The sequence below is a fragment of the Burkholderia pseudomultivorans genome (genome assembly GCF_001718415.1).
GTDB lineage: Bacteria > Pseudomonadota > Gammaproteobacteria > Burkholderiales > Burkholderiaceae > Burkholderia > Burkholderia pseudomultivorans_A.
In genome coordinates this window covers 2,139,256-2,162,474 of the sequence record NZ_CP013378.1, presented here as the reverse complement: position 1 = coordinate 2,162,474, position 23,219 = coordinate 2,139,256, and the positions used below count along the sequence as shown (strand labels likewise).

Annotated in this window: 25 protein-coding genes; 13 read left to right on the top strand and 12 right to left on the bottom strand. The window is 69.6% G+C overall.

Going from position 1 to position 23,219, the window contains the following annotated elements:
• The first annotated feature begins 36 nt into the window (after positions 1-36).
• From ribH to WS57_RS22310, 3 genes are all read left to right on the top strand, one after another.
• Positions 37-558, top strand: a complete 522-nt coding sequence (gene ribH, locus WS57_RS22320) for a 6,7-dimethyl-8-ribityllumazine synthase (protein ID WP_009690767.1) — start codon at positions 37-39, stop codon at positions 556-558.
• Positions 555-992, top strand: a complete 438-nt coding sequence (gene nusB / locus WS57_RS22315) for a transcription antitermination factor NusB (RefSeq protein WP_009690766.1) — start codon at positions 555-557, stop codon at positions 990-992. The genes ribH and nusB overlap by 4 nt, the downstream gene beginning before the upstream one ends.
• 70 nt (positions 993-1,062) lie before the next feature.
• The gene (locus WS57_RS22310; RefSeq protein WP_069244864.1) at positions 1,063-2,259 is read left to right on the top strand and encodes a pyridoxal phosphate-dependent aminotransferase; all 1,197 of its coding nucleotides are present in this window, start codon (positions 1,063-1,065) and stop codon (positions 2,257-2,259) included.
• A 94-nt stretch (positions 2,260-2,353) separates the two neighbouring features.
• Here the strand turns inward: WS57_RS22310 and WS57_RS22305 are convergent, their stop codons facing one another.
• Positions 2,354-3,478, bottom strand: a complete 1,125-nt coding sequence (locus tag WS57_RS22305) for a lytic transglycosylase domain-containing protein (RefSeq protein ID WP_040126833.1) — start codon at positions 3,476-3,478, stop codon at positions 2,354-2,356.
• Positions 3,479-4,073: 595 nt separating this feature from the next.
• Between WS57_RS22305 and WS57_RS22300 the strand changes: the two genes are divergently transcribed.
• Together WS57_RS22300 and WS57_RS22295 are read left to right on the top strand one after the other, a co-directional pair.
• Positions 4,074-5,615: a UbiD family decarboxylase gene (locus WS57_RS22300; protein WP_069244863.1), complete on the top strand. Its 1,542-nt coding sequence runs from the start codon at positions 4,074-4,076 to the stop codon at positions 5,613-5,615.
• Between the two features lie 63 nt (positions 5,616-5,678).
• Positions 5,679-6,347 (top strand): LysE family translocator, encoded by a 669-nt coding sequence (locus WS57_RS22295; protein WP_069244862.1) that lies wholly within the window; start codon positions 5,679-5,681, stop codon positions 6,345-6,347.
• Between the two features lie 112 nt (positions 6,348-6,459).
• Here the strand turns inward: WS57_RS22295 and WS57_RS22290 are convergent, their stop codons facing one another.
• Entirely contained in the window at positions 6,460-6,741 is a 282-nt protein-coding gene (locus WS57_RS22290; protein ID WP_009695183.1) for a hypothetical protein, read from the bottom strand.
• Between the two features lie 433 nt (positions 6,742-7,174).
• Here WS57_RS22290 and WS57_RS22285 point away from each other — a divergent pair, with 433 nt between their 5' ends.
• Positions 7,175-8,104: a Rossmann-like and DUF2520 domain-containing protein gene (locus tag WS57_RS22285; RefSeq protein ID WP_069244861.1), complete on the top strand. Its 930-nt coding sequence runs from the start codon at positions 7,175-7,177 to the stop codon at positions 8,102-8,104.
• Between the two features lie 76 nt (positions 8,105-8,180).
• Positions 8,181-8,744, top strand: coding sequence for a YggT family protein (locus WS57_RS22280; protein WP_040126829.1), 564 nt, complete (start codon positions 8,181-8,183; stop codon positions 8,742-8,744).
• 38 nt (positions 8,745-8,782) lie between these two features.
• On the opposite strand, the gene WS57_RS22275 is transcribed toward WS57_RS22280, so the two are convergent.
• From WS57_RS22275 to WS57_RS22255, 5 genes are all read right to left on the bottom strand, one after another.
• Positions 8,783-9,127: a DUF190 domain-containing protein gene (locus WS57_RS22275; RefSeq protein WP_040126828.1), complete on the bottom strand. Its 345-nt coding sequence runs from the start codon at positions 9,125-9,127 to the stop codon at positions 8,783-8,785.
• 22 nt (positions 9,128-9,149) lie between these two features.
• On the bottom strand, positions 9,150-9,536 hold the full coding sequence (gene crcB, locus WS57_RS22270; protein WP_040126827.1) for a fluoride efflux transporter CrcB: 387 nt from the start codon (positions 9,534-9,536) through the stop codon (positions 9,150-9,152).
• Between the two features lie 255 nt (positions 9,537-9,791).
• Positions 9,792-10,649: an SIR2 family NAD-dependent protein deacylase gene (locus tag WS57_RS22265; protein WP_069244860.1), complete on the bottom strand. Its 858-nt coding sequence runs from the start codon at positions 10,647-10,649 to the stop codon at positions 9,792-9,794.
• Positions 10,650-10,770: 121 nt separating this feature from the next.
• Complete coding sequence (locus WS57_RS22260; RefSeq protein ID WP_059518028.1) at positions 10,771-11,151, bottom strand: hypothetical protein; 381 nt, start codon at positions 11,149-11,151, stop codon at positions 10,771-10,773.
• Positions 11,148-11,747 carry an NUDIX domain-containing protein gene (locus WS57_RS22255; protein ID WP_069244859.1) on the bottom strand — a complete coding sequence of 200 codons (600 nt, stop codon included), beginning with the start codon at positions 11,745-11,747 and terminating at the stop codon, positions 11,148-11,150. The genes WS57_RS22260 and WS57_RS22255 overlap by 4 nt, the downstream gene beginning before the upstream one ends.
• 81 nt (positions 11,748-11,828) lie before the next feature.
• Between WS57_RS22255 and WS57_RS22250 the strand changes: the two genes are divergently transcribed.
• The 3 genes from WS57_RS22250 to WS57_RS22240 all read left to right on the top strand — a co-directional run bounded on the left by WS57_RS22250 (position 11,829) and on the right by WS57_RS22240 (position 14,005).
• Positions 11,829-12,584, top strand: a complete 756-nt coding sequence (locus WS57_RS22250; RefSeq protein WP_069244858.1) for a DeoR/GlpR family DNA-binding transcription regulator — start codon at positions 11,829-11,831, stop codon at positions 12,582-12,584.
• A 276-nt stretch (positions 12,585-12,860) separates the two neighbouring features.
• The gene (locus WS57_RS22245) at positions 12,861-13,469 is read left to right on the top strand and encodes a chromate transporter (RefSeq protein WP_059518032.1); all 609 of its coding nucleotides are present in this window, start codon (positions 12,861-12,863) and stop codon (positions 13,467-13,469) included.
• Positions 13,466-14,005, top strand: a complete 540-nt coding sequence (locus WS57_RS22240; protein ID WP_009687550.1) for a chromate transporter — start codon at positions 13,466-13,468, stop codon at positions 14,003-14,005. The genes WS57_RS22245 and WS57_RS22240 overlap by 4 nt, the downstream gene beginning before the upstream one ends.
• A 122-nt stretch (positions 14,006-14,127) precedes the next feature.
• Here the strand turns inward: WS57_RS22240 and scpB are convergent, their stop codons facing one another.
• The 3 genes from scpB to WS57_RS22225 all read right to left on the bottom strand — a co-directional run bounded on the left by scpB (position 14,128) and on the right by WS57_RS22225 (position 17,568).
• Entirely contained in the window at positions 14,128-14,937 is an 810-nt protein-coding gene (gene scpB, locus WS57_RS22235; RefSeq protein ID WP_069244857.1) for a methylmalonyl-CoA decarboxylase, read from the bottom strand.
• On the bottom strand, positions 14,934-16,175 hold the full coding sequence (locus tag WS57_RS22230) for a CaiB/BaiF CoA transferase family protein (RefSeq protein ID WP_069244856.1): 1,242 nt from the start codon (positions 16,173-16,175) through the stop codon (positions 14,934-14,936). Before WS57_RS22230 ends, scpB begins: the two co-directional genes overlap by 4 nt.
• A gap of 70 nt (positions 16,176-16,245) precedes the next feature.
• Positions 16,246-17,568 (bottom strand): MFS transporter, encoded by a 1,323-nt coding sequence (locus WS57_RS22225; protein ID WP_009687554.1) that lies wholly within the window; start codon positions 17,566-17,568, stop codon positions 16,246-16,248.
• A 171-nt stretch (positions 17,569-17,739) separates the two neighbouring features.
• Between WS57_RS22225 and WS57_RS22220 the strand changes: the two genes are divergently transcribed.
• Together WS57_RS22220 and WS57_RS22215 are read left to right on the top strand one after the other, a co-directional pair.
• On the top strand, positions 17,740-18,669 hold the full coding sequence (locus WS57_RS22220) for a LysR substrate-binding domain-containing protein (RefSeq protein ID WP_009687555.1): 930 nt from the start codon (positions 17,740-17,742) through the stop codon (positions 18,667-18,669).
• Between the two features lie 103 nt (positions 18,670-18,772).
• Positions 18,773-19,114: a DMT family transporter gene (locus WS57_RS22215; protein ID WP_009687556.1), complete on the top strand. Its 342-nt coding sequence runs from the start codon at positions 18,773-18,775 to the stop codon at positions 19,112-19,114.
• Positions 19,115-19,344: 230 nt separating this feature from the next.
• Here the strand turns inward: WS57_RS22215 and WS57_RS22210 are convergent, their stop codons facing one another.
• Entirely contained in the window at positions 19,345-20,505 is a 1,161-nt protein-coding gene (locus WS57_RS22210) for an enolase C-terminal domain-like protein (RefSeq protein ID WP_069244855.1), read from the bottom strand.
• Between the two features lie 314 nt (positions 20,506-20,819).
• Here WS57_RS22210 and WS57_RS22205 point away from each other — a divergent pair, with 314 nt between their 5' ends.
• The gene (locus tag WS57_RS22205) at positions 20,820-21,755 is read left to right on the top strand and encodes an AraC family transcriptional regulator (protein ID WP_069244854.1); all 936 of its coding nucleotides are present in this window, start codon (positions 20,820-20,822) and stop codon (positions 21,753-21,755) included.
• Here the strand turns inward: WS57_RS22205 and WS57_RS22200 are convergent.
• Positions 21,718-23,205 (bottom strand): hypothetical protein, encoded by a 1,488-nt coding sequence (locus WS57_RS22200; protein ID WP_059518050.1) that lies wholly within the window; start codon positions 23,203-23,205, stop codon positions 21,718-21,720. The genes WS57_RS22205 and WS57_RS22200 overlap by 38 nt on opposite strands.
• Positions 23,206-23,219: the final 14 nt, after the last annotated feature.

Sequence of the window (23,219 nt, the reverse complement as noted above, 5' to 3'; positions counted from 1 at the left end):
GCCCTATAACCGTTCCTCCTAACCACGGACCAGATCATGGAAATCGGACAATACCAACCGAATCTCGAAGGCGACGGCCTGCGTATCGGCATCGTGCAATCGCGCTTCAATGAGCCCGTGTGCAACGGCCTCGCCGACGCGTGCGTCGAAGAACTGGAACGCCTCGGCGTCACCGGCGAGGACGTCCTCCTCGTGTCGGTGCCCGGCGCGCTGGAAATCCCGCTCGCGCTGCAGAAGCTCGCCGAAAGCGGCCAGTTCGACGCGCTGATCGCGCTCGGCGCGGTGATCCGCGGCGAGACCTACCACTTCGAACTCGTGTCGAACGAAAGCGGTGCGGGCATCACGCGCATCGGCCTCGACTTCAACCTGCCGATCGCGAACGCGGTCCTGACGACCGAAACCGACGAGCAGGCCGTCGCGCGCATGACCGAAAAGGGTCGTGACGCCGCCCGCGTCGCGGTCGAGATGGCCAACCTGACGATGGCGCTCGACCAGCTCGGCGACGACGAGGACGAGGACGAAGAAGAGGACGAAGACGACGAAGAGGAGCGCGCATGAAGAAGAGCGCCCGCCGACAATCGCGCGAGCTGGCGACGCAGGGCCTGTATCAGTGGCTGCTGTCGAACGCGTCCTCCGGCGAGATCGACGCGCAACTGCGCGGCGCGCTCGGGTACGACAAGGCTGACAAGGCACTGCTCGACGCGATCCTGCATGGCGTGATCCGCGAGCACGCAACACTCGTCGAAGCGCTCACGCCGTCGCTCGACCGCCCGATCGACCAGTTGTCGCCGGTCGAGCGCGCGGTGCTGCTGATCGCCACGTTCGAGCTCACGCACCACGTCGAAACGCCGTATCGCGTGATCATCAACGAAGCGGTCGAGCTCGCCAAGACGTTCGGCGGCTCCGATGGCTACAAGTATGTCAACGGCGTGCTCGACAAGCTCGCCGCGAAGCTGCGCCCGGCCGAAACGCAGGCGCGCCGCAACGGCTGATTCCGCCGGTCTGGAACGGGCGCGCATGCGCCCGTTTTTTTCTTTTGCCCCGCCCTCCCCGTCCCGCCCGATGAATACCACCGCCGATTCGCTCGTCAAGCTCGCATCACGCGTCGACGCGATCCAGCCCTTCTACGTGATGGAACTGATGAAGGAGGCACAGCAACTCGAGTCCTCCGGGCGCGATGTTATCCACATGGGGATCGGCGAGCCGGACTTCACCGCGCCGGAACCGGTGGTCGAGGCTGCCGCCGCCGCACTGCGGCGCGGCGTCACCCAGTACACGAGCGCGCTCGGCATCGCGCCGCTGCGCGAAGCGATCGCCGCGCACTATGCGCGCGCCTACGGCCTGACCATCGGCCCCGAGCGGATCGTCGTGACGGCCGGCGCGTCGGCCGCGCTGCTGCTCGCGTGTCTCGCGCTCGTCGGCCGCGACGACGAGGTGCTGATGCCCGACCCGTCGTATCCGTGCAACCGGCACTTCGTCGCGGCGGCCGAAGGCCGCCCGGTGCTCGTGCCGAGCGGCCCGGACGCGCGCTTCCAGCTGACCGCGGACGACGTCCGCACGCGCTGGAACGACCGCACGCGCGGCGTGCTGCTCGCATCGCCGTCGAATCCGACCGGTACGTCGCTCGAGCCCGACGAGATGAGGCAGATCGTCGAGGCCGTGCGCGCGCGCGGCGGCTTCACGATCGTCGACGAGATCTATCAGGGGCTCAGCTACGACGCGCCGCCCGTATCGGCGCTGTCGTTCGGCGACGACGTCGTCACCGTGAACAGCTTCTCGAAGTACTTCAGCATGACCGGCTGGCGGCTCGGCTGGCTCGTCGTGCCGCCGGCGCTGGTCGGCACGTTCGAGAAACTGTCGCAGAACCTGTTCATCTGTCCGTCCGCGCTCGCGCAGCACGCGGCGCTCGCCTGCTTCGAACCGGCCGCGCTCGACATCTACGAAGCGCGCCGCGTCGAATTCAAGCGCCGCCGCGACTTCATCGCGCCCGCCCTCGAACGGCTCGGCTTCACGGTGCCCGTGATGCCGGACGGTGCGTTCTATGTCTACGCGCACTGCGGCGGCGTCGCCCACCCGGCAGCCGGCGACAGCGCGGCGCTCACGCAGGCGATGCTGCACGACGCGGGCGTCGTGCTGGTACCGGGGATGGACTTCGGTGTGCATGCGCCGCGCGACTATATCCGGCTGTCCTATGCAACCGCCTACTCGCGCCTCGAAGAGGCCGTCGAGCGGCTCGCCACGCTGTTCGGGCAACGCTGAACCACCGACGCCCGCTCGCCGGGTCCAGGCTCGCGCCCAAAGAAAAAGGCACCTTTCGGTGCCTTTTCCACTTTGATGCCGCCGCAGCCGCGCGTTACGCGCCCAGATCCGAATGATCGTCGTGTGCCTGCTTCACCGCGTCGACGCTTGCGTCGGCCTGTTGCGGCGCCTTCGGCGCGGTCGTCTTCGCCGACAGCGGCTGCGCGGCGTCGAGCGTCGCGTGCACGCGCTTCGCGCCGCCCGCGGCCGCTGCCGTCACCGCGGCGGTGACGATCGGCTTGGCCGGCTGCGCCGGCGCCTGCGGCGCATTGATCGGCACGCTGCGGCCGCGCGACACGTCGCGCAGGCGGCTGCGCTCGGCCATCACCTTCGCGCCGTAGGCGGTGTCGTCGGGGTTGGTCGAGCCGTTGTACAGCCGCAGGCCGTTCGCGAGCGAGCCGCCGCGCGCGATGCAGTCCTTCAGCACGAGCGCGCCGACCTGCAGGTTCGCGAGCGGCTGCAGCGCGGTGTCGGTGCCGCCGAAATACTCGAACTTGTCGGAATGGACCTTCGACATGACCTGCATCAGGCCCTGCGCGCCGACGCCGCTTTCCGCGTACGGATTGAAGCCCGATTCAATCGCCATCACCGACAGCAGCAGCAGCGGATCGAGGCCGACGTCGTGGCCGGTCTGGAACGCCGCCTTGACCAGCTGGCCGAGCGGCTCCTGCGCGACGCGATAGCGGCGCGACAGATAGGTCGCGACCAGCGCCTGTTCGCGGTTCGACGCGAGCGCACGATCGTCGCGTGCATCGGCCGGCACGCGCTGGGTCGGGATCAGCTTCGCGAGCGCGACGGGAGACGGGCCGCTGCGGGCCACGTCCGACGCATCGTTCGATGCGGCGGCGTCCGGCGCGACGTCGAGGCCGACGGCCAGCGCATCCGTTTCGGGGCCGTCGTCCTGCTGCGGCTGCGCGCCGGCGGGCGCGAAATTCGGCAGCGGGTGGCCGGTCAGCAGACGGGCCGGCCCGGCCTGCACGGCCGCGGACACGACCGGCATCAGCTTCGCGGCAAGCGTGCCGCGCACGGTCGGCAGCAGCCACAGCGCGAGCGCGACTGCAACAGCGCAACAACCGACAACGCTGAATAGATGGTGACTGACACGCGTCCCGCGACGCAGCACGTTGCGCACGAATTGCGCATGCTGCTCACTGGGACGCCACGATAACCAAGCGTTCATTCAGATCATCTCCCATGAACATGACTCGTGCGGCTCGCTCAGCTCGATGGCGAGACAGATGACGCGCCGCGGAATCACGACGCCGCACGCCTTGGTTGGGGCGCACGGGCATCGGGGAAACGGTATATACCGTTCGAGGCCACGGTGTAGGACTGGGCCGGCGCCTTCGCACATTGGGCGAGGCGGGCATACGCGGTGGCACCCACGCAAAAAACCAGCGTCAGGAGGCGCTGGCCGGGACTACGACTAAGACCGTCGAATACGCCGTGCAGGTTGCGGCGGACGGTGACGCGCTGCGTCAAAGATCGGTGATTGGCGGCTCGAAGCCTTTACCCTGCAGCCAATGTGAGCGGATTCTAGCAGGGTTTTATAGATCGTCAACACTATAAACCGTCAAATCTATAACAAAAAGTAATTTGAAATCACCCTTCAGATCGCCGGCCCCGTGCCGAAGGGGGTTTGCGCGCGATCGACTTTTTTCTCGTTCGGGCGGTCGCGCGGCGGCCCGGGTAAAATCGTCGGTCGATTCGGGGCCGCAGCCGGCCGCTGCGCCCGCCCATCGCTGCCCGTCCTGCGGGCAGCCCGGACCTTGTTCATGAAATACAAAGACTTACGCGATTTCATCCAGCGCCTCGAGGCGCTCGGCGAACTGCGGCGCGTCACGCAGCCCGTGTCGCCCGTGCTCGAAATGACCGAACTGTGCGATCGCGTGCTGCGCGCGGGCGGCCCGGCGCTGCTGTTCGATGCGCCGACCGGCCATGCGTTCCCGGTGCTCGGCAACCTGTTCGGCACGCCGCGCCGCGTCGCGCTCGGGATGGGCGTCGACGCGGGCGACGACGCCGCGCTCGACTCGCTGCGCGACCTCGGGCGCCTGCTGTCCGCGCTGAAGGAGCCCGATCCGCCGAAGAGCCTGAAGGACGCCGGCAAGCTGCTGTCGCTCGCGAAGGCGGTGTGGGACATGGCGCCGAAGTCGGTCTCGTCGCCGCCGTGCCAGGAGATCGTCTGGGAAGGCGCCGACGTCGACCTGCACAGGTTGCCGATCCAGACCTGCTGGCCCGGCGACGCGGGGCCGCTCGTCACATGGGGCCTGACGGTCACGCGCGGGCCGAACAAGCCGCGCCAGAACCTCGGCATCTACCGCCAGCAGCTGATCGGCCGCAACAAGCTGATCATGCGCTGGCTCGCGCATCGCGGCGGCGCGCTCGACTTCCGCGAATTCACGCTGCGCAATCCCGGCAAGCCGTATCCGGTCGCGGTCGTGCTCGGCGCCGATCCGGCGACCACGCTCGGCGCGGTGACGCCGGTGCCCGATTCGCTGTCCGAGTACCAGTTCGCCGGCCTGCTGCGCGGCAGCCGCACCGAGCTCGCGAAGTGCCTGACACCCGGCGTCGATCTGCAGGTTCCGGCGCGCGCGGAAATCGTCCTCGAAGGCTTCATCCATCCGCAGCAGGGCGCGCCCGCACCGGCGCCGGCCGGCGCACCGCCGCGCCCTTCGAGCACGTACGAGCACGCGCTCGAAGGGCCGTACGGCGACCACACGGGCTACTACAACGAGCAGGAGTGGTTCCCGGTTTTCACGGTCGAGCGCATCACGATGCGCCGCGACGCGATCTACCACTCGACCTACACCGGCAAGCCGCCCGACGAGCCGGCAATCCTCGGCGTCGCGCTCAACGAGGTGTTCGTGCCGCTGCTGCAGAAGCAGTTCGCGGAGATCACCGACTTCTACCTGCCGCCCGAAGGCTGCAGCTACCGGATGGCGATCGTCCAGATGAAGAAGAGCTACGCGGGCCACGCGAAGCGCGTGATGTTCGGCGTGTGGAGCTTCCTGCGGCAGTTCATGTACACGAAGTTCATCGTCGTCGTCGACGAGGACGTGAACATCCGCGACTGGAAGGAGGTGATCTGGGCGATCACGACGCGCGTCGACCCGGTGCGCGACACCGTGATGGTCGACAGCACGCCGATCGACTATCTCGACTTCGCGTCGCCCGTCGCGGGCCTCGGCTCGAAGATGGGGCTCGACGCGACCAACAAGTGGCCCGGCGAGACGAATCGCGAATGGGGCCGGCCGATCGAGATGGACGCGGCCGTGAAGGCGCGCGTCGACCGGCTGTGGCAGGAGATCGGCCTGTAAGCCCGCATGGCCGGCGCCGGCCGGCCTGCCCGTTGCCCCCTCCCCACCCCGATACGAACGACGATGAGTTTCCCGCCCGCCTCGATGCTGTCCGACGGTTTCTTCCTGTCGCTGTCGCTGTGTCTCGACATCGGCCTCGTCAATGTCGCGATGCTGTCGCTGACGCTGTCGCACGGCTTCCGGCCGGGCTTCTGGCTCGGCGTCGGCTCGTGCGTCGGCGATCTCGTCTACGCGGCGCTCGCGCTGGCGGGGATGGCCGTGCTGTTGCAGTTCGAGGCGGTCCGCTGGATCGTCTGGATCGGCGGCGGCGCGGTGCTGCTGTTCCTCACCTGCAAGATGGCGCGCGAAGCGCTGGCGCCGGCCGCCGGGCCCGGCGACGACAAGGACGCCGCGCCGCCGCCGCGCGCGAGCGCGCGGCGCAGCTTCATGCGCGGGATGCTGCTCGCGATGTCGTCGCCGAGCGCGATCCTGTGGTTCGCGGCGGTCGGCGGCGCGCTGATCGCCAAGGCCGGCGCGACCACGCCGGCGACGGCGTCGGTGTTCCTGTCGGGCTTCTTCCTCGGCGGCCTCGCGTGGACGCTGTTCATGTGCACGCTCGCGAGCCAGGGCCGCAAGCGCGCGGGCGCGGGGCTGATGCGCGCATGCCATGTCGCATCGGCGCTGCTGTTCGCGTATTTCTCGTACAGCGTGATCGTCGGCGGCTACCGCGACCTCATCGTGCACGCGGCCTGAGCCGACGCGCGCGGGCCGCGCCCGCGGTGGCGGCCCCAACGAAAAACGGCGCAGCGCCCCTCGCGGGACGTTGCGCCGTTTTGCCGCGCGCGGTCAGGCCGCGCGGGACCGATCAGCGACGCCAGTAGCCGTGGTGCCAGCCGCGATGCCAGTACGGACGGCCGTAGTACCCGCCGCCCACGACCACCGCGGGCGGGCCGTAGTAGGCCGGCGCAGGTGCGTAGTAGACCGGCGGCGGCGGCGCGTAGTACACCGGCGGCGGCGGTGCATAGACGGGATAAGCGGGCGCGACCGGGACACCGATGCCGACCCCGATCGACACGTGGGCCTGCGCGGCGCTTGCGGCACCCAGGCCCAGCGCGGCGGCGGCAATCAACGGAATGAGCTTTTTCACTTCGATTCTCCTGCTGGAGCGGTATTTTAGGCGCTCCTGTCGGCAACGGCGGGCGTGCACGTCGCATGAGAGCAATGTAGCGAAAACGCACCCCACGCGTGTCGTCCATTTGTTGCAAATTGCAATTGCACGCGGCCGCGATCGAGCTGGGGCACGGCTTCCGGCGCACGCGGCACCCGGCGCAGGCCGCGCAGTTTCGTCCGGTCTGACGTATCGCGGCGACCCTGCCGGTCAGTCTTACCGGCCGCCGCGCGCGCGTGGGCCGCGCTTCCGTAATGAACGATTACAAATTTGAGACAAGACGCCGACAATTCAAGACGGCGGCCGCCACGAATGTTTCGGGGTCGGATTCCGTAAGCTCGCGCGAGCGCCGGGCCGCCGCACCATTCCTGCGATACTGGCGGCTGTCCCGCTTTTCGCTTCCCGTGCTGCCATGTCCCTCCCCGACACACCTCGCCTCGGCTTCATCGGCGCCGGCCGCCTCGCGCACTGCGTCGCGCGGCGCTTCGCCCAGGCCGGTTTTCCCGTCGTCGCGATCGCGAGCCGCACGCCCGAATCTGCGCGGGCGCTCGCCGCGCACATCGACGGCTGCATGGCGTTCGACACGCCGCAGCAGGTGGTCGACGCCGCCGACCTGATCTTCCTGACCGTGCCCGACGACCATCTCGCCGCGACCGCCGCCACGCTGCGTTTCGACACGGCGCGCGCCGCGCGGCAGGCGCTCGTCCATTGCAGCGGCGCGTCGGCCGTCGACCTGCTCGATCCGGCGAAACGGCAGGGTGCGGCCACCGGCGGCTTTCACCCGCTCTACCTGTTCGGCGGCAGCGACGCCGATCTGGCGCGCATCGACGGCTGCTCGGTCACGATCGAAGCCGACGGCGCGCTGCACGCGACGCTGCTGCGTCTTGTCGCCGCACTCGGCTGCCATCCGCTGTCGATTCCGGCCGGCGGCAGGATGCTCTATCACGCGGCCGCGCACTATGCGGCGAGCTTCGCGCTGTGCGGACTCGCGGAAGCGGTCGAGCTGTGGCGCGGCGTCGGCTTCGACGAGCAGGCCGCGCTGCGCGCGCTGCTGCCGATGCTGGCCGGCACGATCGAGACCGCCCGCGACAAGGGGCTCGCGAACGCGCTTGCCGGCCCCGTGTCGCGCGGCGATACGGGCATCGTCGAGCGGCAGCTCGCGCTGCTCGACGCGCGCGGCGGCGATCACGCCATGCTCTATGCGCTGCTGACGCGCCGTGCGATCGCGCTCGCGGCGAAGCGCGCCGCCCCGCCGGCGTCGCTGCCGGCGCTGGCCGAAGTCGTCGAGGCGTCGCTCGCGCGCGCGGCCGCGCCCCCCTCCCCGCCGCGCGACGAGGCGTGATAAGGTGTCGGCCGATGCGCCGCCATCCGGCGTTGGCGGCCGCACGCTACTCGACTGTATAAAAAGGATGCCAACGATGTTCGGCGAGATCGCCCGTTTTCTGCTCAATACCGTCTTCACGCTATTCGGCGCCGCGCTGATCCTGCGCGTGTGGATGCAGGCCGTCCGCGTGCCGCCGTACAACCCGGTCACGCAGGCCGTGCTGCAGGCCACCAACTGGCTCGTGCTGCCGCTGCGCCGCGCGATCCCCGGCGTGCGCGGCATCGACTGGGCCAGTGTCGTCGCCGCGCTGCTCACCGCGCTCGTCTATGTCGTGCTGATGGTCGTGATGGCCGGCTTCGATCCGGCTGCGGTGATCGCGACGCTCATCGTCGTCGCGCTGCTGACCGTCGTGAAGTGGGCGCTCAACCTCGTGATCTGGATGACGATCCTGATGGCGCTGCTGTCGTGGCTCAACCCGCGCTCGCCGGCGATGCCGATTCTCTATCAGCTCACCGCGCCGTTCCTGAACCCGCTGCGCCGCATCATCCCGAACCTCGGCGGCATCGACCTGTCGCCGATCCTGCTGTTCGTGATCGTGCAGGTGCTGATCATGATCGTCACGCGCGCGGCCGTATCGCTGACGATGTTCGGCATCTGAGGCCCGACGCGACTGCCGGCTCTCGCCGGCAGCCGGCCTTACGGCTGCGGCGCGGCCGGCGCGTGCAGCGTGTCGATCACGCCGAAGCGCGCCGGAATCATCGCATAGCACACGCGTACCTTCTCGTGCGACAGCCGCTCGAGCAGCCGCTGCGCCTCGTCCTCGGTGACGATGAATTCGACCTCGATCGCAAGCGCGCCCTGCAGTTCGAAGAAGCGGTCCTCGTGCAGCACGCGATGCTGGCCGAATCCCGCCATCGCGCGAAACGCGGAGCCGCCCGCGACACCCATCCGGTTCGCTTCCTCGAGCAGCCATTCCCACAGCGGCTGCCAGTGCAGGCGATGCTGCTCGTGCACGTAAAAGCGCAGGAACACCCTGTCCATCGCTCCCTCCGGTGCCGCCCGCTCAGGCGGCGGCGAGCCACGCACGCGCGGTCCACATGCCGAGCGCCGTCAGCGTGAACGATCCAGTCAAGTGTAGGGCAGCCACCGCGATTGCCCATCCGAATTCGCCCTGCAGCGCATGCGTCATCACCTCGACCGAATAGGTCGAGAACGTCGTGAGGCCGCCGAGGAAACCGGTGATCACGAACAGGCGCCACTCGGGCGGCAGCCCGACGCGCGTCGTAAACACGACGGCGGCAATGCCGATCACGTAGCCGCCGATCAGGTTGGCGGCCAGCGTGCCGAGCGGCACGGCCGGAAAGAAGGCGTTGAGCGCGAGGCTCAGGAACCAGCGCAGCAGTGCGCCGAGCCCGGCGCCGACGAAGATCGCGACGATCGAATAAAACAAGGAGGCTCCCGGTCGGTGAGGCGGCTGCATTCGGCCGCCGGGCTCCGGTCGTCCGGAGCGATGGGCATGCCCGCGCGCGAGGCGCGCACGGGCGGTGTAGCCAGAACTGTATGCGGATTCGCGGCGCGCCGGCAATGGCGCGACAACGGCGGCGAGCCCGCGCCTGCGTGCACTGCCGCGCGACGGCCAGGCGGGCGCGCCGCAGCCGGCATCGCAGGCTCGCGCGGCAATCGCCGCGCGATCACGCAGTCGCCGTCATTCGCGACGCCACGCCGCGTCGAGCGCCGTCAGCGTCGCGAGCGCATCGCCCTTCAGCCCGATCACGTCCGCGCGGCGCGCGTGGGCTTCGCGCGCGTTGATGCGGATCACATCGGCGCCGAGCCGCTCGCTCAGCAGGCGCACGGTCGGGATCGCGGTGCCCGCGCCGATCTCGACGACCGCCACGCGTCCCGCGCGCGCGAGCCAGTCGTTCAGCGCGCGCTCCTGGGCGTCGTAGCGGGCGCCGAGCCAGCCCGAATCGCCGAACATCAGGATGTTCGGCCGCGCGAGACCGCCGCAGCGCGGACAACGCGGCGGCGCCCCGACCAGCCGGCACGCGGCTGCGTCGACGTCGGGCACGAACGACGCGGCATCCCAGGTCTGATCCGAGCACGGTCGCAGGCATTGCAGCGCATGGATCGAACCGTGGATCTCGACGATGCGCGCCGGATCGAAGCCGGCTGCCTGGAACTGGCCGTCGACATTGCTCGTCAGCACGAACCCGCCGTTCGGCATCGCCTCGATCCAGCGGCGCAGGATCGCGAAGCCCGCGTGCGGCACCGTCGAGCGATACAGCGAAAGACGGTGTCCGTAGAAGCCCCACGCGAGCTGCGGATGGGCGCGAAACGCCTGCGGCGACGCAATCTCGTGGAATTCGAAACGCTCGTGGCGCAGCGCCGGATACGCGCGCCAGAAACCGTCCGTACCGCGAAAGTCGGGCAGCCCGGAATCGACGCCGAGGCCGGCGCCGGCCGTGACGAGCAGCGCGTCGGCGCGCGCGAGCGCCGCGACCGCGGACGCGACGAGATCGGCCGGCAAGGGCGCGGCGGGGGCAGTTGAATCGGAAGGCGGCATGATCGATCGGCAGAGGGCGTGGCACATTGCGCGAGCGCGCGTCGCGATCATACGCCGGTTCGCGCGCGGCGACGCACGTGCGCCGCATGCCGAACGCATGCAGCGCCGAGGCCCGGCCGCTTCAGTCGGCCGCCGCGTCGTCGACGACCGGCAGCTCGTCCAGCGACAAATAGACCGGCTTGCCGAGACGCCGCGCGAGGCTGACGTCGGCATCCGCGCCGCGCGACGCGCCGTCGATCCGCAACACCGCATCGCATCGTCGCAGCAGCCGGTGCGCGGCCGGATACAGGAACGCGTCGCTGACCGCGTCGCCGACCTGCCGCGATCCGGCCGCAGCGGCAAGCGGCAACGACAGCCATTCGCCGATCATCGGCACATGCCCGCGCCGATACACGGCGAGCGCCGCCGTCTCCAGCCGGCGCAGATTGGCGGCGATGCGCGCGGGGTCGCCGTCGGTGCCGCTGCGATACGGGCCCGCGACCAGCACGAGCTGCGGCGTCATGCCGGGCACGCGCCGGCGGTTTCCCGCAGCGCGACGTATTGCAGCAGCATGATCGTCTTCGCATCGACGATCTCGCCGCGCTCGACCGCATCGAGCGCCGCCTGCAGCGGCATCTCGACGACCTCGAGATCCTCGCCCTCCTCCGCGACGCCGCCGCCGTCGCCCGTGCGCAGCGACGCATCGTATTCGCCGACGAAGAAATGCAGCTTCTCCGTCACGGAGCCCGGGCTCATGAACGCCTCGAACACCTTGCGCACGCCGCGCACGCGGTAGCCGGTTTCCTCCTCGGCCTCCGCGCGGATGCGCGCGTCGGGCGTCGCGTCGTCGAGCAGGCCGGCGGCGGCTTCGAGCAGCATCCCGTCGTGCCCGTTGACGAACGCCGGCATCCGGAACTGCCGCGTCAGCAGCACGTCGCCGGTCGTCGCGTTGCGCAGCAGGATGGTCGTGCCGTTGCCGCGATCGTAGGTCTCGCGGCTCAGGCGCTGCCACGTCCCGTCGCGGCGCAGGAAATCGAACGTCACCCTCTTCAGCACATACCAGTCATCAGACAGCACCGTCGTATCGACGATGCGCACGCGCTCTCGCGTAGCGGTCATGGCGGTCTCCCATTCGACAAGAACCGGCGCCCATGGTAACGTGCAGATTCGTGCAATTTCAAGAAATTTCGTGCAAACGCAATGCTAACGACCCAACGCAAGAAAGCGATCCTCGATGCACTCGCGCGCGACGGCCAGGTGCTGGCCGTCGAACTGAGCGCGCAATTCGGCGTGTCGGAGGACACGGTGCGCCGCGACCTGCGCGAGCTCGCCGCCGACGGCCTGCTGCAGCGCGTGCATGGCGGTGCGCTGCCGGCGTCGCCGGCCGTCGCACCGTTCGCGCAGCGCGAGGCGCTCGAAACCGCCGAAAAGCGGCGCATCGCCCGACGCGCCGCGCAGATGATCGGCCCCGGGCAGGTCGCGATCGTCGATGGCGGCACGACCTCGGCGCTGCTCGTGAGCCAACTCCCGCCCGACCTGCGCGCGACGATCGTCACGCACAGCCCGAGCGTCGCGGTCGCGCTGGCCGCGCATCCGTCGATCGACGTGATCCTGATCGGCGGACGGCTCTACAAGCATTCGATCGTCGCGGTCGGCGCCGCGGCGATGGAGGGCATCGCGCGCATCCACGCGGACCTGTACTTCATGGGCGTCACCGGCGTCCATCCGGTCGCCGGACTGAGCACCGGCGACTTCGAGGAAGCGGCGATCAAGCGCGCACTGGCCGGCCGGGCCGCCGAGACGGTCGTGCTCGCGTCGCAATCCAAGCTGCGCGCCGCATCGCAGTTCGTGATCGGCGACATCACGCTCGCGCAGACGGTCGTGGTCGAGAAGGAAACCGATGCCGCGCTGACGCAGCCGATCGAGGCGGCCGGCGTGACGGTCGTGACGGCCTAGCGGCGCCGGCATACGGGCGCGTGGGTCGGTCGGGTTGCCCGTGGTCGCGCATTCGCGTCGGGCTTCGCGTTGCTCCGGTCGCATCCCGGATCGCCCGACCACGCGCCGATCAAGCCGCGAGCCTGCCGTTCCCGGTCCGGACCGGCCGCATTGCAGCGACGCGGCCGACCGCCGCCATGCGACCGCAATGACATTCGCGCCGAGCAGATGTCAGCGTCCCGACAGCGACCGCTTGCTAACATGGGCGTCAGCCCAACCGCCACGCCCCTTCCGTCGATGCCCCTGCCCTCCGTCACACTTCCGCCGACGCCGCCCGAAGGCGACGCGCCGCCGCCCGGCATGCTCGCGCTGTTCATCGCGTTCGCGCAGATCGGCCTGACCAGCTTCGGCGGCGGGCTCAGCGGCCGGATCATGCGCGACTTCGTGCACGAGCGGCGCTGGCTCGACGAAGAGGCGTTCCTCAACGGCCTCGCGCTATCGCAGGCGCTGCCGGGCGTCAACGTGAAGAATCTCGCGATCTGGATCGGCTACCGGCTCGCCGGATGGCGCGGCGCGGTGGCGGGCTTCACCGGGATCATCGCGCCGCCGGCGGTGCTGATCGTGCTGTTCGGCGTCGCGTTCTCGCACTTCACCCGCTTTCCACTCGTGCACGTCGCGCTCGCGGGCGCGGCGGCCGCGGCGATCGGGCTGTCGGTGTCGATGGCCATCACCGCCGTGCGCCGCCTGCCGCGCCGTGTGCTGCCGTTCGCGGTAATGGCGCTGACCTTCGTGTCGGTCGCGGTGCTGCACTGGCCGCTCGTGTGGACCGTGCTGATCGGCGGCACGCTGAGCGTCGCGCTCGAATACCGCCGCGCCGCGGTCCGTGCCGGGAGCGACGGCCGATGAGCGTCGCGCAACGCTACGCCGCGCTGTTCGGCGTGTTCGCGCCGCTGTCGATCGCGACGATCGGCGGCGGGCAGGCCATCATCGCCGACATCCAGCGGCAGGTCGTCGACGTCCATCACTGGATGACGGCCACGCAGTTCGTCAACGACTTCGCGATCGCGCGGATGGCGCCGGGCCCCGGCTCGCTGCTCGCGACGCTGATCGGCTGGCAGGTCGCGGGCCCGTGGGGCGCGGTGATCGCGACGCTCGCGCTGTTCGGGCCGACCGCGTTCCTGATCTACGGCATCGCGCACCTGTGGCGGCGTCATCAGGGCGCACGCTGGCAGATCGCGCTCGAGGCCGGCCTGCGACCCGTCGCGGCCGGCATGATCCTCGCGTCGGTGTGGGTGCTGCTGCAGGCGCTCGACGGCGGCTGGCCCGCGCGGGCGATCGCGATCGCGTCGACGCTGTGCGTGATGTATACGCGCATGCATGCGCTGCTGCTGATTGCGGCTGGCGCGCTGCTGCTGGTCGGGGTGCATGCGATGGGCGTCTGACGCCGGCCGGGCCTGTGCCTGACGGCAGCGGCTGACCAGACGGCCGACATTCGCGAAGCGACGCAGGCGTTCTGCAGACAGCGTGCGGCTCGCCGCCGCATACGCCGTCCACACCTCGACGCCTACACCCCGCGAAACACCGGCGCCCGCCGCTCCACGAACGCGCGCAGCCCTTCGTCGAAATCCGCCCCTTCGCACGCCTGCCGGCGCAGTTCGGCGATCCGCTCGAACGCGTCGGCCGGCAGCGGCCTCGCATCCTGCAGCACGCGCAACTGCTCCTTCACGGCCTGCACCGCGAGCGGCGCCTTGGCCGCGATCGTGCGCGCGACGTCGAGCGCGGCCGCATCGACGCCGCCCGCATCGGCGAGCCGGTTCACGAGCCCGTGATGTGCGGCGCGTTCGGCGTCGAGCGGCTGCGCGCAGAAGAACATCTCCTTCAGCACGTGGATCGGCAGGTTGTCGTAGAAGCGCAGCAACCCGCTCGTCGAATACGGCAGCCCGATGTTCGCGGGCGTCATCGCAAACCGCGCGTCGCGCGCCGCGACCACCAGGTCGCAACTCATCACGAGATCGACCGCCCCGCCCCACGCCGATCCCGACACGGCCGCGATCACCGCGCCCGGATAGGTCCGCACGCGCCGCAGCGCGCGCTCGAGCGGCTTGCCGTACGCGAGCGGATCGCGGTCGTCGGCCAGCTCGCGCAGGTCGTGCCCCGCGCTCCAGACCTCGCCGCGCCCGTCGTTCGACAGGATCACGACCGGCGGCGGACGCTGCGCGGCCAGCGCGTCGAGACGCTCGACCAGCGCGTCGAGCAGCGGCGCATCGAGCGCATGCCGGCGCGCCGGATTCGCAAAGCGCACGCATGCGATCCGCTCGCCGATGCTGTCGACCGTCACGCCCGACGGCCCTGCGGGTTTCGTCGCGTCGCTCATTGCAGCGCCTCCGCCGTCGTCTCGGCCCGCTCGAGCGCATCGGCCTGGAAGATCGTGCGCGCGGCCAGCAACGCGCCGATCGCGTCGTCGTCGAAGCCCGCTTCGCGCAGCACGCCGACCGTATGCTCGCCGAGCAGCGGCGGCGCGCGATGCGTGCGCGGTGTCGGCGCGGCGTCGTCCATCGCGCCGAGCGGCGTGACGACCTGGCGCAGCGTGCCGAGCGTCGGGTGCGCAACCGGTTCGACGAGCCCGCAGTGCGCGAGCTGCGGATCGGCGAAGACTTCGTCGAGCGTATTGATCGGCCCCGCCGGCAGCCCGGCCTCGACGAAGCGCTGCGTCCACTCGCGCTTGCCGCGCGTGCGCAGCCGGCTTTCGAGCAGCGCCTTCAACGCATCGCGATTCGCGACGCGCGCGTCGTTGGTCGCAAAGCGCGGATCGTGCGGCAACTCACGCAAATCGAGCAGTTCGCACAGCCGCAGCCACATGTCGGTCGTGATCGGTGCGAGATTGAGCGGGCCGTCGGCCGTCTCGAACACGCCGTACGGCGCGATCACCGCGTGCGCGTTGCCGGTGCGGCGCGGCACGTCGCCCAGGCTCAGATAGCGCTGGCCGTGCACGCTCAGCAGCGAGACCAGGCTTTCCAGCAGCGACGAGCCGACATGCTGGCCGCGCCCGGTGCGCTCGCGCTCGAACAGCGCGGCGACGACGCCCGTCGCGACCCACATTCCCGAGCTGAGATCGCCGATCGCGGTGCCGGTGCGGGTCGGCTCGCCGTCGGGGAAGCCGGTGATGCTCATCAGCCCCGCATAGCCCTGCGCGATCTGGTCGAAGCCCGGCCAGTCGCGCAACGGGCCGCGCGGGCCGAACGCGGTGATGCTGCCCATCACGAGCCGCGCATCGCGCGCGCTCAGCACGTCGTAGCCGAGCCCCATCGCGTCCATCGTGCCGGCCTTGAAGTTCTCGATCACGACGTCGGCCTGCGCAATCAGACGACGCACGACGTCGAGGCCGGCCGGTTGCCGGAAATCGACGCAGATCCCGCGCTTGTTGCGGTTGCAGGACAGGTAGTACGTGCTCACGCCGCGATCGAACGGCCCCCACGCGCGGCTCATGTCGCCGTGCGGGCCCGACTCGACCTTGATCACGTCGGCGCCGAGATCGGCGAGCACCATCGAACAGAACGGCCCCGACAGCGCGCGACTCAGATCGACGACCCTGATTCCTTGTAATGCCTGCATTCCGAACTCCTGATATTGAAGATGAGGGACGCGGCGCGGCCGGTCGATCCGGCCCGCCGCGATGCGCGGTTCATTCCGGCAAGGTCTGGTGACGCGTTTCGACCGCGAACGGCAGGATCAGGATGCCGAGCACGAACACGGCCGCGGTCCACGCGACCGGCACGCCCAGCGAGCCGTAACCGTGAATCGCGGCGCCGAGCACGAAGTTGACGCCCGCGCCGATGAACCGGCCGACCGACGCATTGAACGCGAACGCGGTGGCCCGCACGCGGGTCGGGTACTGCTCGGGCAGCCACAGCGAGAAGATCGCGAAGTTGCCGCCGAAGAAACCGAGGAACGCGAGCGACGCCATGAACGCGCCGAGCCCGTTCGGCTGATAGAACGCCCAGCCGAACGCGAACACGATCGCGGCGGCCATCCCCGCGAAATACACGCCGAGCGCGCTGCGTCGGCCGAGCCGTTCCGCGAGCCACGGCGCGGCGAGGCAGCCGACGATCGTCGTGCACGACAGGATGGCCGCGCCGATCGACGCGAGCCGCATCGCGCCGACATGATCGATGCCCGCGCGCGTCGCGAGCGTGCTGACCGCGCTCGCCTCGTAGACCGAACCGGCCCACAGCCCGACGATCGCGACGCCGACCAGGCTCGCGCTCGTCAGCGTGCGGCGCAGGAACGCCGGCGCGAAGATTTCGCGCAGCGGATGCGCGCGCCGCGTTTCGGCCACGTCGCCGTCGCGTGCGTCGCGCCGGCGCCACTGCCCCGGTTCCTTCACGCGCATCACGGTGAACACCGCGAGCAGCGCGGGCGCGAGCCCGCACAGGAACATCGCGCGCCAGCCGTAGGTCGCGCCGATCGTGTAGTTCAGGCAGGCCGCGATGAAGAAGCCGAAGTAATAGCCCGTCTGCAGATAGCCCGCGCCCATCTTGCGCCGATCCTCCGGCCAGCTCTCGGCGACGTAGGTGCCCGCCAGCGCCCATTCGCCGCCGACGCCGATCCCGGCGATCAGCCGGCACGCGGCCAGCGCCCACACGTCGTGCACGAACGCGGCTGCGCCCGTGAACACCGAATAGATCAGGATGCTCGCGGCCAGCGTGCGCACGCGGCCGAAGCGATCGGCGAGCGGCCCCCAGACGAACGACAGCCCCCAGCCGATCAGGAACAGCGCGAACAGGATCGAGCCGTACATGCCGAGGTTCGCGGGCGTCGCCGCGATGCCGGACGCCGGCAGCAGCTCTGTGAGCGCGGGAATCAGCACAAGCGCGTAGATCACCGAGTCCACGCCGTCGAGCACCCAGCCCGCGTACACGGCCCAGAAGCCCTTGATCTGCTCGCGCGTGAGCGGCGTGCGCCGCGGCTTCGCGCCGGCCGCCGGCGCGTCGATCGCCTTGAACATGCTTCGTCTCCTTGCCGGCGCGGCCGGCGCTTGTGCCGCGTCCGGTCCGGGATGGCCGGCGTGCTGGCTCTTTTGTGAGACGAGTATAGAAACGCCTTCGATCGCCGAAAAATATGATATTCATCTTGCTCGATCGGACTGGCTTATGGCTCGACACGGGAGACGACGGCGATGGACCTGAAGCAACTGCGCTACTTCGTGAAAGTCGTCGAATGCGGCAACGTCACGCATGCGAGCGAGGCGCTGCATATCGCGCAGCCTGCGGTGAGCCAGCAGATCCGCAATCTCGAGCAGGACCTCGGGATGCAGCTGCTCGAACGCAGCGTGCGCGGCGTCGCGCCGACGGCCGCGGGCCGCACGCTGTACCGGCATGCGCTCGAGCTGCTGCGTCAGGCCGACGGCACGCGCGAATTGCTGCGCCGCGACGCCGACACGCCGCAGGGCCGCGTGACGGTCGGCATGCCGTCGAGCACGGCGCGCGTGCTGGCGATCCCGCTCGCGCGCGCGGTGCGCGACCGCTATCCGGGCATCATGCTGGAGCTGATCGAGGCGCCGAGCGCCGATCTCGACACGCTGCTCGAACGCGCGCGGCTCGATCTCGCGATCGTCGTCGACGCGGTCGACACGCGCGGCATCGCGACCCGCCGGCTGCTGACGGAAACGCTCTACCTGATCACCTGGCCGGAGTTTCCGGTGCCGGACGATCCCGTGCCGCTCGACGCGATCGCGAAGATGCCGCTCGTGCTGCCGAGCGCGCCGAACACGATCCGCAACCGTGTCGACTGGGCGATGCGCGAAGCCGGGCTGTCGTACGAGATCCGCTTCGAGGCGAGTTCGACCGGACTGCTGTTCGCGGCCGTGATGGCGCAGCTCGGCGTGACGATCCTGCCCTGGACGGCCGCGCACACCGAGATCGACGAGTGCAAGCTGAAGCTGTCGACGGTCGCGCACCGGCTGTTCGTGCGCGACCTGTCGCTGTGCTGGCACGACACGGCGCTCGTCAGCAATGCGGTGCAGAAGGTGAAGGCCGAGATCGTCGGCTTGTTCGACACGCTCGGCCAGCGGCCGGAATGGGCGGACGGCCGGGCGGCGCATCGGTGAGCTTGCCTTCCCGCGCGGCAGCGACTAAGCTCGTCGCATCCTGGGTACCGCTGACACCCTCTCCTCGCCGCTCGGTATAAGCGTCGGGGGAAGGCGTCCGTTCGTGTCCCCGATCCAGTCTGCCTGGCTGCTGCTGGGCGTCAGCGTCCTCGCCGAAGTGCTCGGCTCCATCGGCCTCAAATACTCCGCCGGTTTTACCCGCCCTGTGCCGTCCGTCGCGACCGTCGTCTGCTATGCGTGCGCGGTCTGGCTGATGGCGCTCGCCACCCGGCGGCTCGAAATGGGGCTCGCCTATGCGAGCTGGGCGGCCGCGAGCACGGCCGCCACGGCCCTGATCGGCATCGTCTGCTTCGACGAATCCGCATCGTCGCTGAAACTCGCTGGCATCGCGCTGACCGTCTGCGCGCTCGTCGCGCTCAATCTCGGCGATGGGGCGGCGCGATGAGCGCGATAAAGGTGATGAAGGCGCCGGCCGTTGCGCGCATGCCGTTCGCGGCCGCGCGCGAGGCTCGCATCGCTCGCGTGGTTCCCGATGCGGGCCTCAGGTGCGCGCGCATGCCGCGCACGGTTTGCGAGCACGCTCGCATGGCGCGTGCTCGCCCCGTTCGTCGCGGCGATGATGCTCGGCTTCGAGATCCGCTTCGCGCTCGACGCACGTGAAGCCGGTCACGCCGGTCAGCGGCCGGCTATCGCGCGAAACACCGCATGCGCGGCCGCATGAAGCTCGAAACCGATGCCCGGCGCCTGCGGCACGACCGCGTAGCCCGCGTCGACCGTATCGCCGTCGGCCAGCCCGCGGAACGGATGAAACGCGAACGGATTGATCTCCGCGCCGCCGAGCCCGAGCGCGGCCACGACGTGCAGCGAGAACAGATGACCGCCGTGCGGCCAGAACGCGTCGCGCCGCCAGCCGCGCGACACGAAATGATCGACGATCTGCAGATAGCCCGGCAGTCCGTAGCAGTGCACCGGATCGAACACGAGGAAATCGCGGTCTGCGCGCAGGCCGCCGTAGCGATCGAGCAGCTTCGCCTCCGCGACCGAGAACAGCGCCTCGCCGGCCGCGATCGGCGGTGCGTAGTGCGCGGCCACGTCGGCGTGCAGCGCCAGGTCGAGCGGATCGCAGATATCCTCGAACCACCACAGATCGAACGGCGCGAGCATCGTCGCGGCCGCTGGTGCGGTCGTCGCGTCGTAGCCGTTCATCGCATCGACCGCGAGGTGCGAACTGTCGGCCAGTTGCGCGGCGGCAGCGTCGATGCGGCGCCGGTCGAGATCGGGATCGACGCCGCCGATCTTGATCTTCGCGTGCGTATAGCCGAGGTCCACGATGCGGCGCATCTCGTCGGCGAGGCGCGCCGCATCGTCGTGCGGATAGCGATAGCCGCCGCCCGCGTACACGCGCACGCGTGGCGCGGCGCTACGCGCGAGCCGCTCGGCCAGGAAGCGCTGCAGCGGCTGGCCGGCGATCTTCGCGGCGGCATCCCAGATCGCCATGTCGAGCGCGCCGACCGCGACGCACCGCTCGCCGTGCCCGCCGGGCTTCTCGCCGGCCATCATCGCGCGCCAGGCGCGGAACGGGTCGAGATTCGTGCCGGCGTCGTCGGCGAGCGCATCGGCGGCGGCCAGCAGGCGCGGCGCGAAGCGTTCGCGGATCAGGCCGCCCTGTCCGTAGCGGCCGACGGACGCATAGCCGTATCCGACGACCGGACCGCCGTCGCGCACGACGTCGGTGACGATCGCGACGAGGCTCGTCGTCAGGCCGCCGGACGGCAGCGCCGGATCGGCATGGCGGGAAACCGGGATCGTATGTTCGCGAATGTCGGTGATGCGCATGGTCGGCGTTCGGTCAAGCGCCCGGCGCCGGCAGCCGATTCATGCGATGCGGCCGGAACAGCGGGCGAACCGCTGCATCATAGGCGCTTGCGCGGCGTCTTGCCGCGCGCGCCGCCCGATCGTCGCAAGCGACACCGTCGCGGCGAAGCGCTTATCGTCTGCGGAAAAGCGCCGCGGCGGGCGCCGACTGCCACCGCCCGACGCAGGTAAGTATCGAGTAAGAATCCCGCCCTAAAGTTTTTCGACTCGCACGTCACGACGGCGGAAGTCGCTCCCCGTTCGGGACGTATCAGGACAAAAGGAAGGAGACAGGCATGGCGAATCAGCCGACGATGCGCGACGTGTGTGCGATCGGCCGCGACGGGCGACGGGTCGACTGGCCGCTGCCCGCGAAATGGAAAAAGCAGTCGGTCACGCCCCGGTTTGCGAGCGTGGCAAGCGATCGCTACACCGCGTGCGCATCGGAGATCGTCGACCTCGAGACGACCGGGCCGATCTTCGGCATGCACCTGCGGCCGCCCGCGGCACTCGAGATGCGCATCGACGACAAGGGCTGGACGCCGCACGCCGTGCGCGCGCCGCTGGCCTATGTGCCGCCCGGCTTCGCGTTTTCCAGCCGGTGGTCGAGCGATATCGAGTGGATTACCGTCCACTTCGACGCGGCGTGGCTCGCGCGCGCCGGCCTGCAGGCCGGCGGGCACACGATCCCGTCCCTGCCCCATCTCGACCTGAACGACGATCTGCTGATGCAGATCGTGCGCAGCATCCACGAAGACGCGGTCGCGGGCGCGCCGCTCGGGCCGACCTACGTGGAAACGCTGGGCGCGGCCGCGCTGGGCCGCATGGCGTATCTGGAATCGACGCGGCAGGCGCGCGAATACACGCACGCGCGCGCCATGCAGGCGGCCGTCGAATACATCCGCGACAACTTCCGCGAGCCGCTGACGCTCGTCGCGCTGGCCGAAGCCGTCGGCTATCCCGGCGACCTGTACGCGTTCATCAGAAGCTTCAAGAAGGCCCACAGGCTGACGCCGCATCAATACATCATCGAGACCCGCCTGCAGGCCGCCCGCGACCTGATCGAGCGCGGCCGCAGCGACGTGACCGAGGCCGCGCTCGCATGCGGCTTTTCGACCACGAGCCATTTTTCGGCGACGTTCCGCAAGCGCTGGGGATTTTCGCCGTCCGGGCTCAAGCCGCGTGCCGCGAGCGTCATGCGAGCGGCAGCGACAGGATCCACAGACCGCTGATGGTCAGCACGATCGTCAGCGCGAGCAGCGGCAGCTGATTGCCGACGACGGTGCCGGCCAGCACGCGATTGCGCACCGCGATCGCATGCGTGATGTATACGCTGAGGATATGGCCGGCGAGAATCAGCAGCACCTGCGCGTGCCACACGTAGCCGACGTTGACGAGCAGCGACGTCGGCGAGTATTGGGCCGGCGGCAGCGCCAGCAGGTTCCACCCGATGCCGAGCGGATCGGACAGCAGCACGAAGATCTGCCGCCCCTGATCGATGAACAGCGTGAAGTAGTGACCGACGTTGTAGAACAGCGCGATCGGCAACAGCAGCAGGCAGAACTGCCGCGCGAAGGTCCGGCCGTCCAGCGCCGAACGCGCGCCTCTCGCACCGAGCGCGCAGAATCCCCTGAACAGCGCGTAGTAGGCCAGCGCCACCGCGGCGAACGTGGCCCACTGCCCGGCCAGCACGAGTTCGCCCGAGATCGCGTAGTCGTTTTTCAGCGCGGGAAACAGCCCGACGATCAGCGGGTAAATGCCGCGCCAGAAGAACGTGTTCCAGGTCGCCGTATCGCGCAGGCCGTCGTACGCGGTCGACGACAGCATGAACGACAGGAACATCACGATGCTTGCATCGAATGGCGGCGCCGACGCGATGTCGGCGACCGGGTTCCTCGGCACGATCGCGACGCCCCGCGTCGGCAGGCGGCGCCATGCGAGCGGCGACAGCCTTGCACACAGCCGGCACAGAACGCCGAACGCATCGAAGTGATCGAGCCATGCCTGTCGGCCGAAACACAGCGCGCCGGCCAGCGCATAGACCGCGTAGCCGGCCAGGAACAGGCCCGCATCGCGCGGCCGCGCGGCGCCGAACAATTCCAGCGCGATCAACGCGACATACGCGAGCAACGCAGGGTATGACGCCGCGCGGCGCGGATAGCGATAGCGGCCGCGTTCGATCGTCGGGCAGCAGCGCGCCGCGATGCGCAGGACTAGCGCGAACGGATTCGTGAACGCATATACGTCGCCGAACACCGCGCTGACATAGACCGAGCCCAGATAGAACCAGAGCCAGAAGCCCGACATCGCGAGGTTCTGGAACGGGTTCTGCGTGCCGGCGATGCCGGAAACGATCAGCAGAACGACAAAAAGCGCGCTGACGGTTTGCGTCGCAGCGAGCACCGCAGGCGGTACGCGCCATTCGCGGCGCGCTCGATGCAGCGATACGCGTGCTTCCGCCATGCGCTCGCCCGATGCGAACATCACGATCACGAACGACACGACAAGCGTGCCGCTGGCCGCGTACGCGTACAACCACAGCGGGACGGGCAGGTAGTATGGAATATTCCACGCGTGCGCGTCGGCGTGCGTCGATGCCGATGCGAGCGTCAACGCTGCGGCCCAGGCCAACCGCGCACGGATTGCTGCGCGGTGCGAACCGCGTTCGATGTCTTCGCGCATCACGACCTTCGTCT

Bases quoted from the DNA above. Each gene is read 5' to 3' on its own strand.
- ribH (WP_009690767.1), top strand. From the start codon at position 37: ATGGAAATCGGACAATACCAACCGAATCTCGAAGGCGACGGCCTGCGT.
- nusB (WP_009690766.1), top strand. From the start codon at position 555: ATGAAGAAGAGCGCCCGCCGACAATCGCGCGAGCTGGCGACGCAGGGC.
- WS57_RS22310 (WP_069244864.1), top strand. From the start codon at position 1,063: ATGAATACCACCGCCGATTCGCTCGTCAAGCTCGCATCACGCGTCGAC.
- WS57_RS22305 (WP_040126833.1), bottom strand. From the start codon at position 3,478: ATGAACGCTTGGTTATCGTGGCGTCCCAGTGAGCAGCATGCGCAATTC.
- WS57_RS22300 (WP_069244863.1), top strand. From the start codon at position 4,074: ATGAAATACAAAGACTTACGCGATTTCATCCAGCGCCTCGAGGCGCTC.
- WS57_RS22295 (WP_069244862.1), top strand. From the start codon at position 5,679: ATGAGTTTCCCGCCCGCCTCGATGCTGTCCGACGGTTTCTTCCTGTCG.
- WS57_RS22285 (WP_069244861.1), top strand. From the start codon at position 7,175: ATGTCCCTCCCCGACACACCTCGCCTCGGCTTCATCGGCGCCGGCCGC.
- WS57_RS22280 (WP_040126829.1), top strand. From the start codon at position 8,181: ATGTTCGGCGAGATCGCCCGTTTTCTGCTCAATACCGTCTTCACGCTA.
- WS57_RS22275 (WP_040126828.1), bottom strand. From the start codon at position 9,127: ATGGACAGGGTGTTCCTGCGCTTTTACGTGCACGAGCAGCATCGCCTG.
- WS57_RS22265 (WP_069244860.1), bottom strand. From the start codon at position 10,649: ATGCCGCCTTCCGATTCAACTGCCCCCGCCGCGCCCTTGCCGGCCGAT.
- WS57_RS22260 (WP_059518028.1), bottom strand. From the start codon at position 11,151: ATGACGCCGCAGCTCGTGCTGGTCGCGGGCCCGTATCGCAGCGGCACC.
- WS57_RS22255 (WP_069244859.1), bottom strand. From the start codon at position 11,747: ATGACCGCTACGCGAGAGCGCGTGCGCATCGTCGATACGACGGTGCTG.
- WS57_RS22250 (WP_069244858.1), top strand. From the start codon at position 11,829: ATGCTAACGACCCAACGCAAGAAAGCGATCCTCGATGCACTCGCGCGC.
- WS57_RS22245 (WP_059518032.1), top strand. From the start codon at position 12,861: ATGCCCCTGCCCTCCGTCACACTTCCGCCGACGCCGCCCGAAGGCGAC.
- WS57_RS22240 (WP_009687550.1), top strand. From the start codon at position 13,466: ATGAGCGTCGCGCAACGCTACGCCGCGCTGTTCGGCGTGTTCGCGCCG.
- scpB (WP_069244857.1), bottom strand. From the start codon at position 14,937: ATGAGCGACGCGACGAAACCCGCAGGGCCGTCGGGCGTGACGGTCGAC.
- WS57_RS22230 (WP_069244856.1), bottom strand. From the start codon at position 16,175: ATGCAGGCATTACAAGGAATCAGGGTCGTCGATCTGAGTCGCGCGCTG.
- WS57_RS22225 (WP_009687554.1), bottom strand. From the start codon at position 17,568: ATGTTCAAGGCGATCGACGCGCCGGCGGCCGGCGCGAAGCCGCGGCGC.
- WS57_RS22220 (WP_009687555.1), top strand. From the start codon at position 17,740: ATGGACCTGAAGCAACTGCGCTACTTCGTGAAAGTCGTCGAATGCGGC.
- WS57_RS22210 (WP_069244855.1), bottom strand. From the start codon at position 20,505: ATGCGCATCACCGACATTCGCGAACATACGATCCCGGTTTCCCGCCAT.
- WS57_RS22205 (WP_069244854.1), top strand. From the start codon at position 20,820: ATGGCGAATCAGCCGACGATGCGCGACGTGTGTGCGATCGGCCGCGAC.
- WS57_RS22200 (WP_059518050.1), bottom strand. From the start codon at position 23,205: ATGCGCGAAGACATCGAACGCGGTTCGCACCGCGCAGCAATCCGTGCG.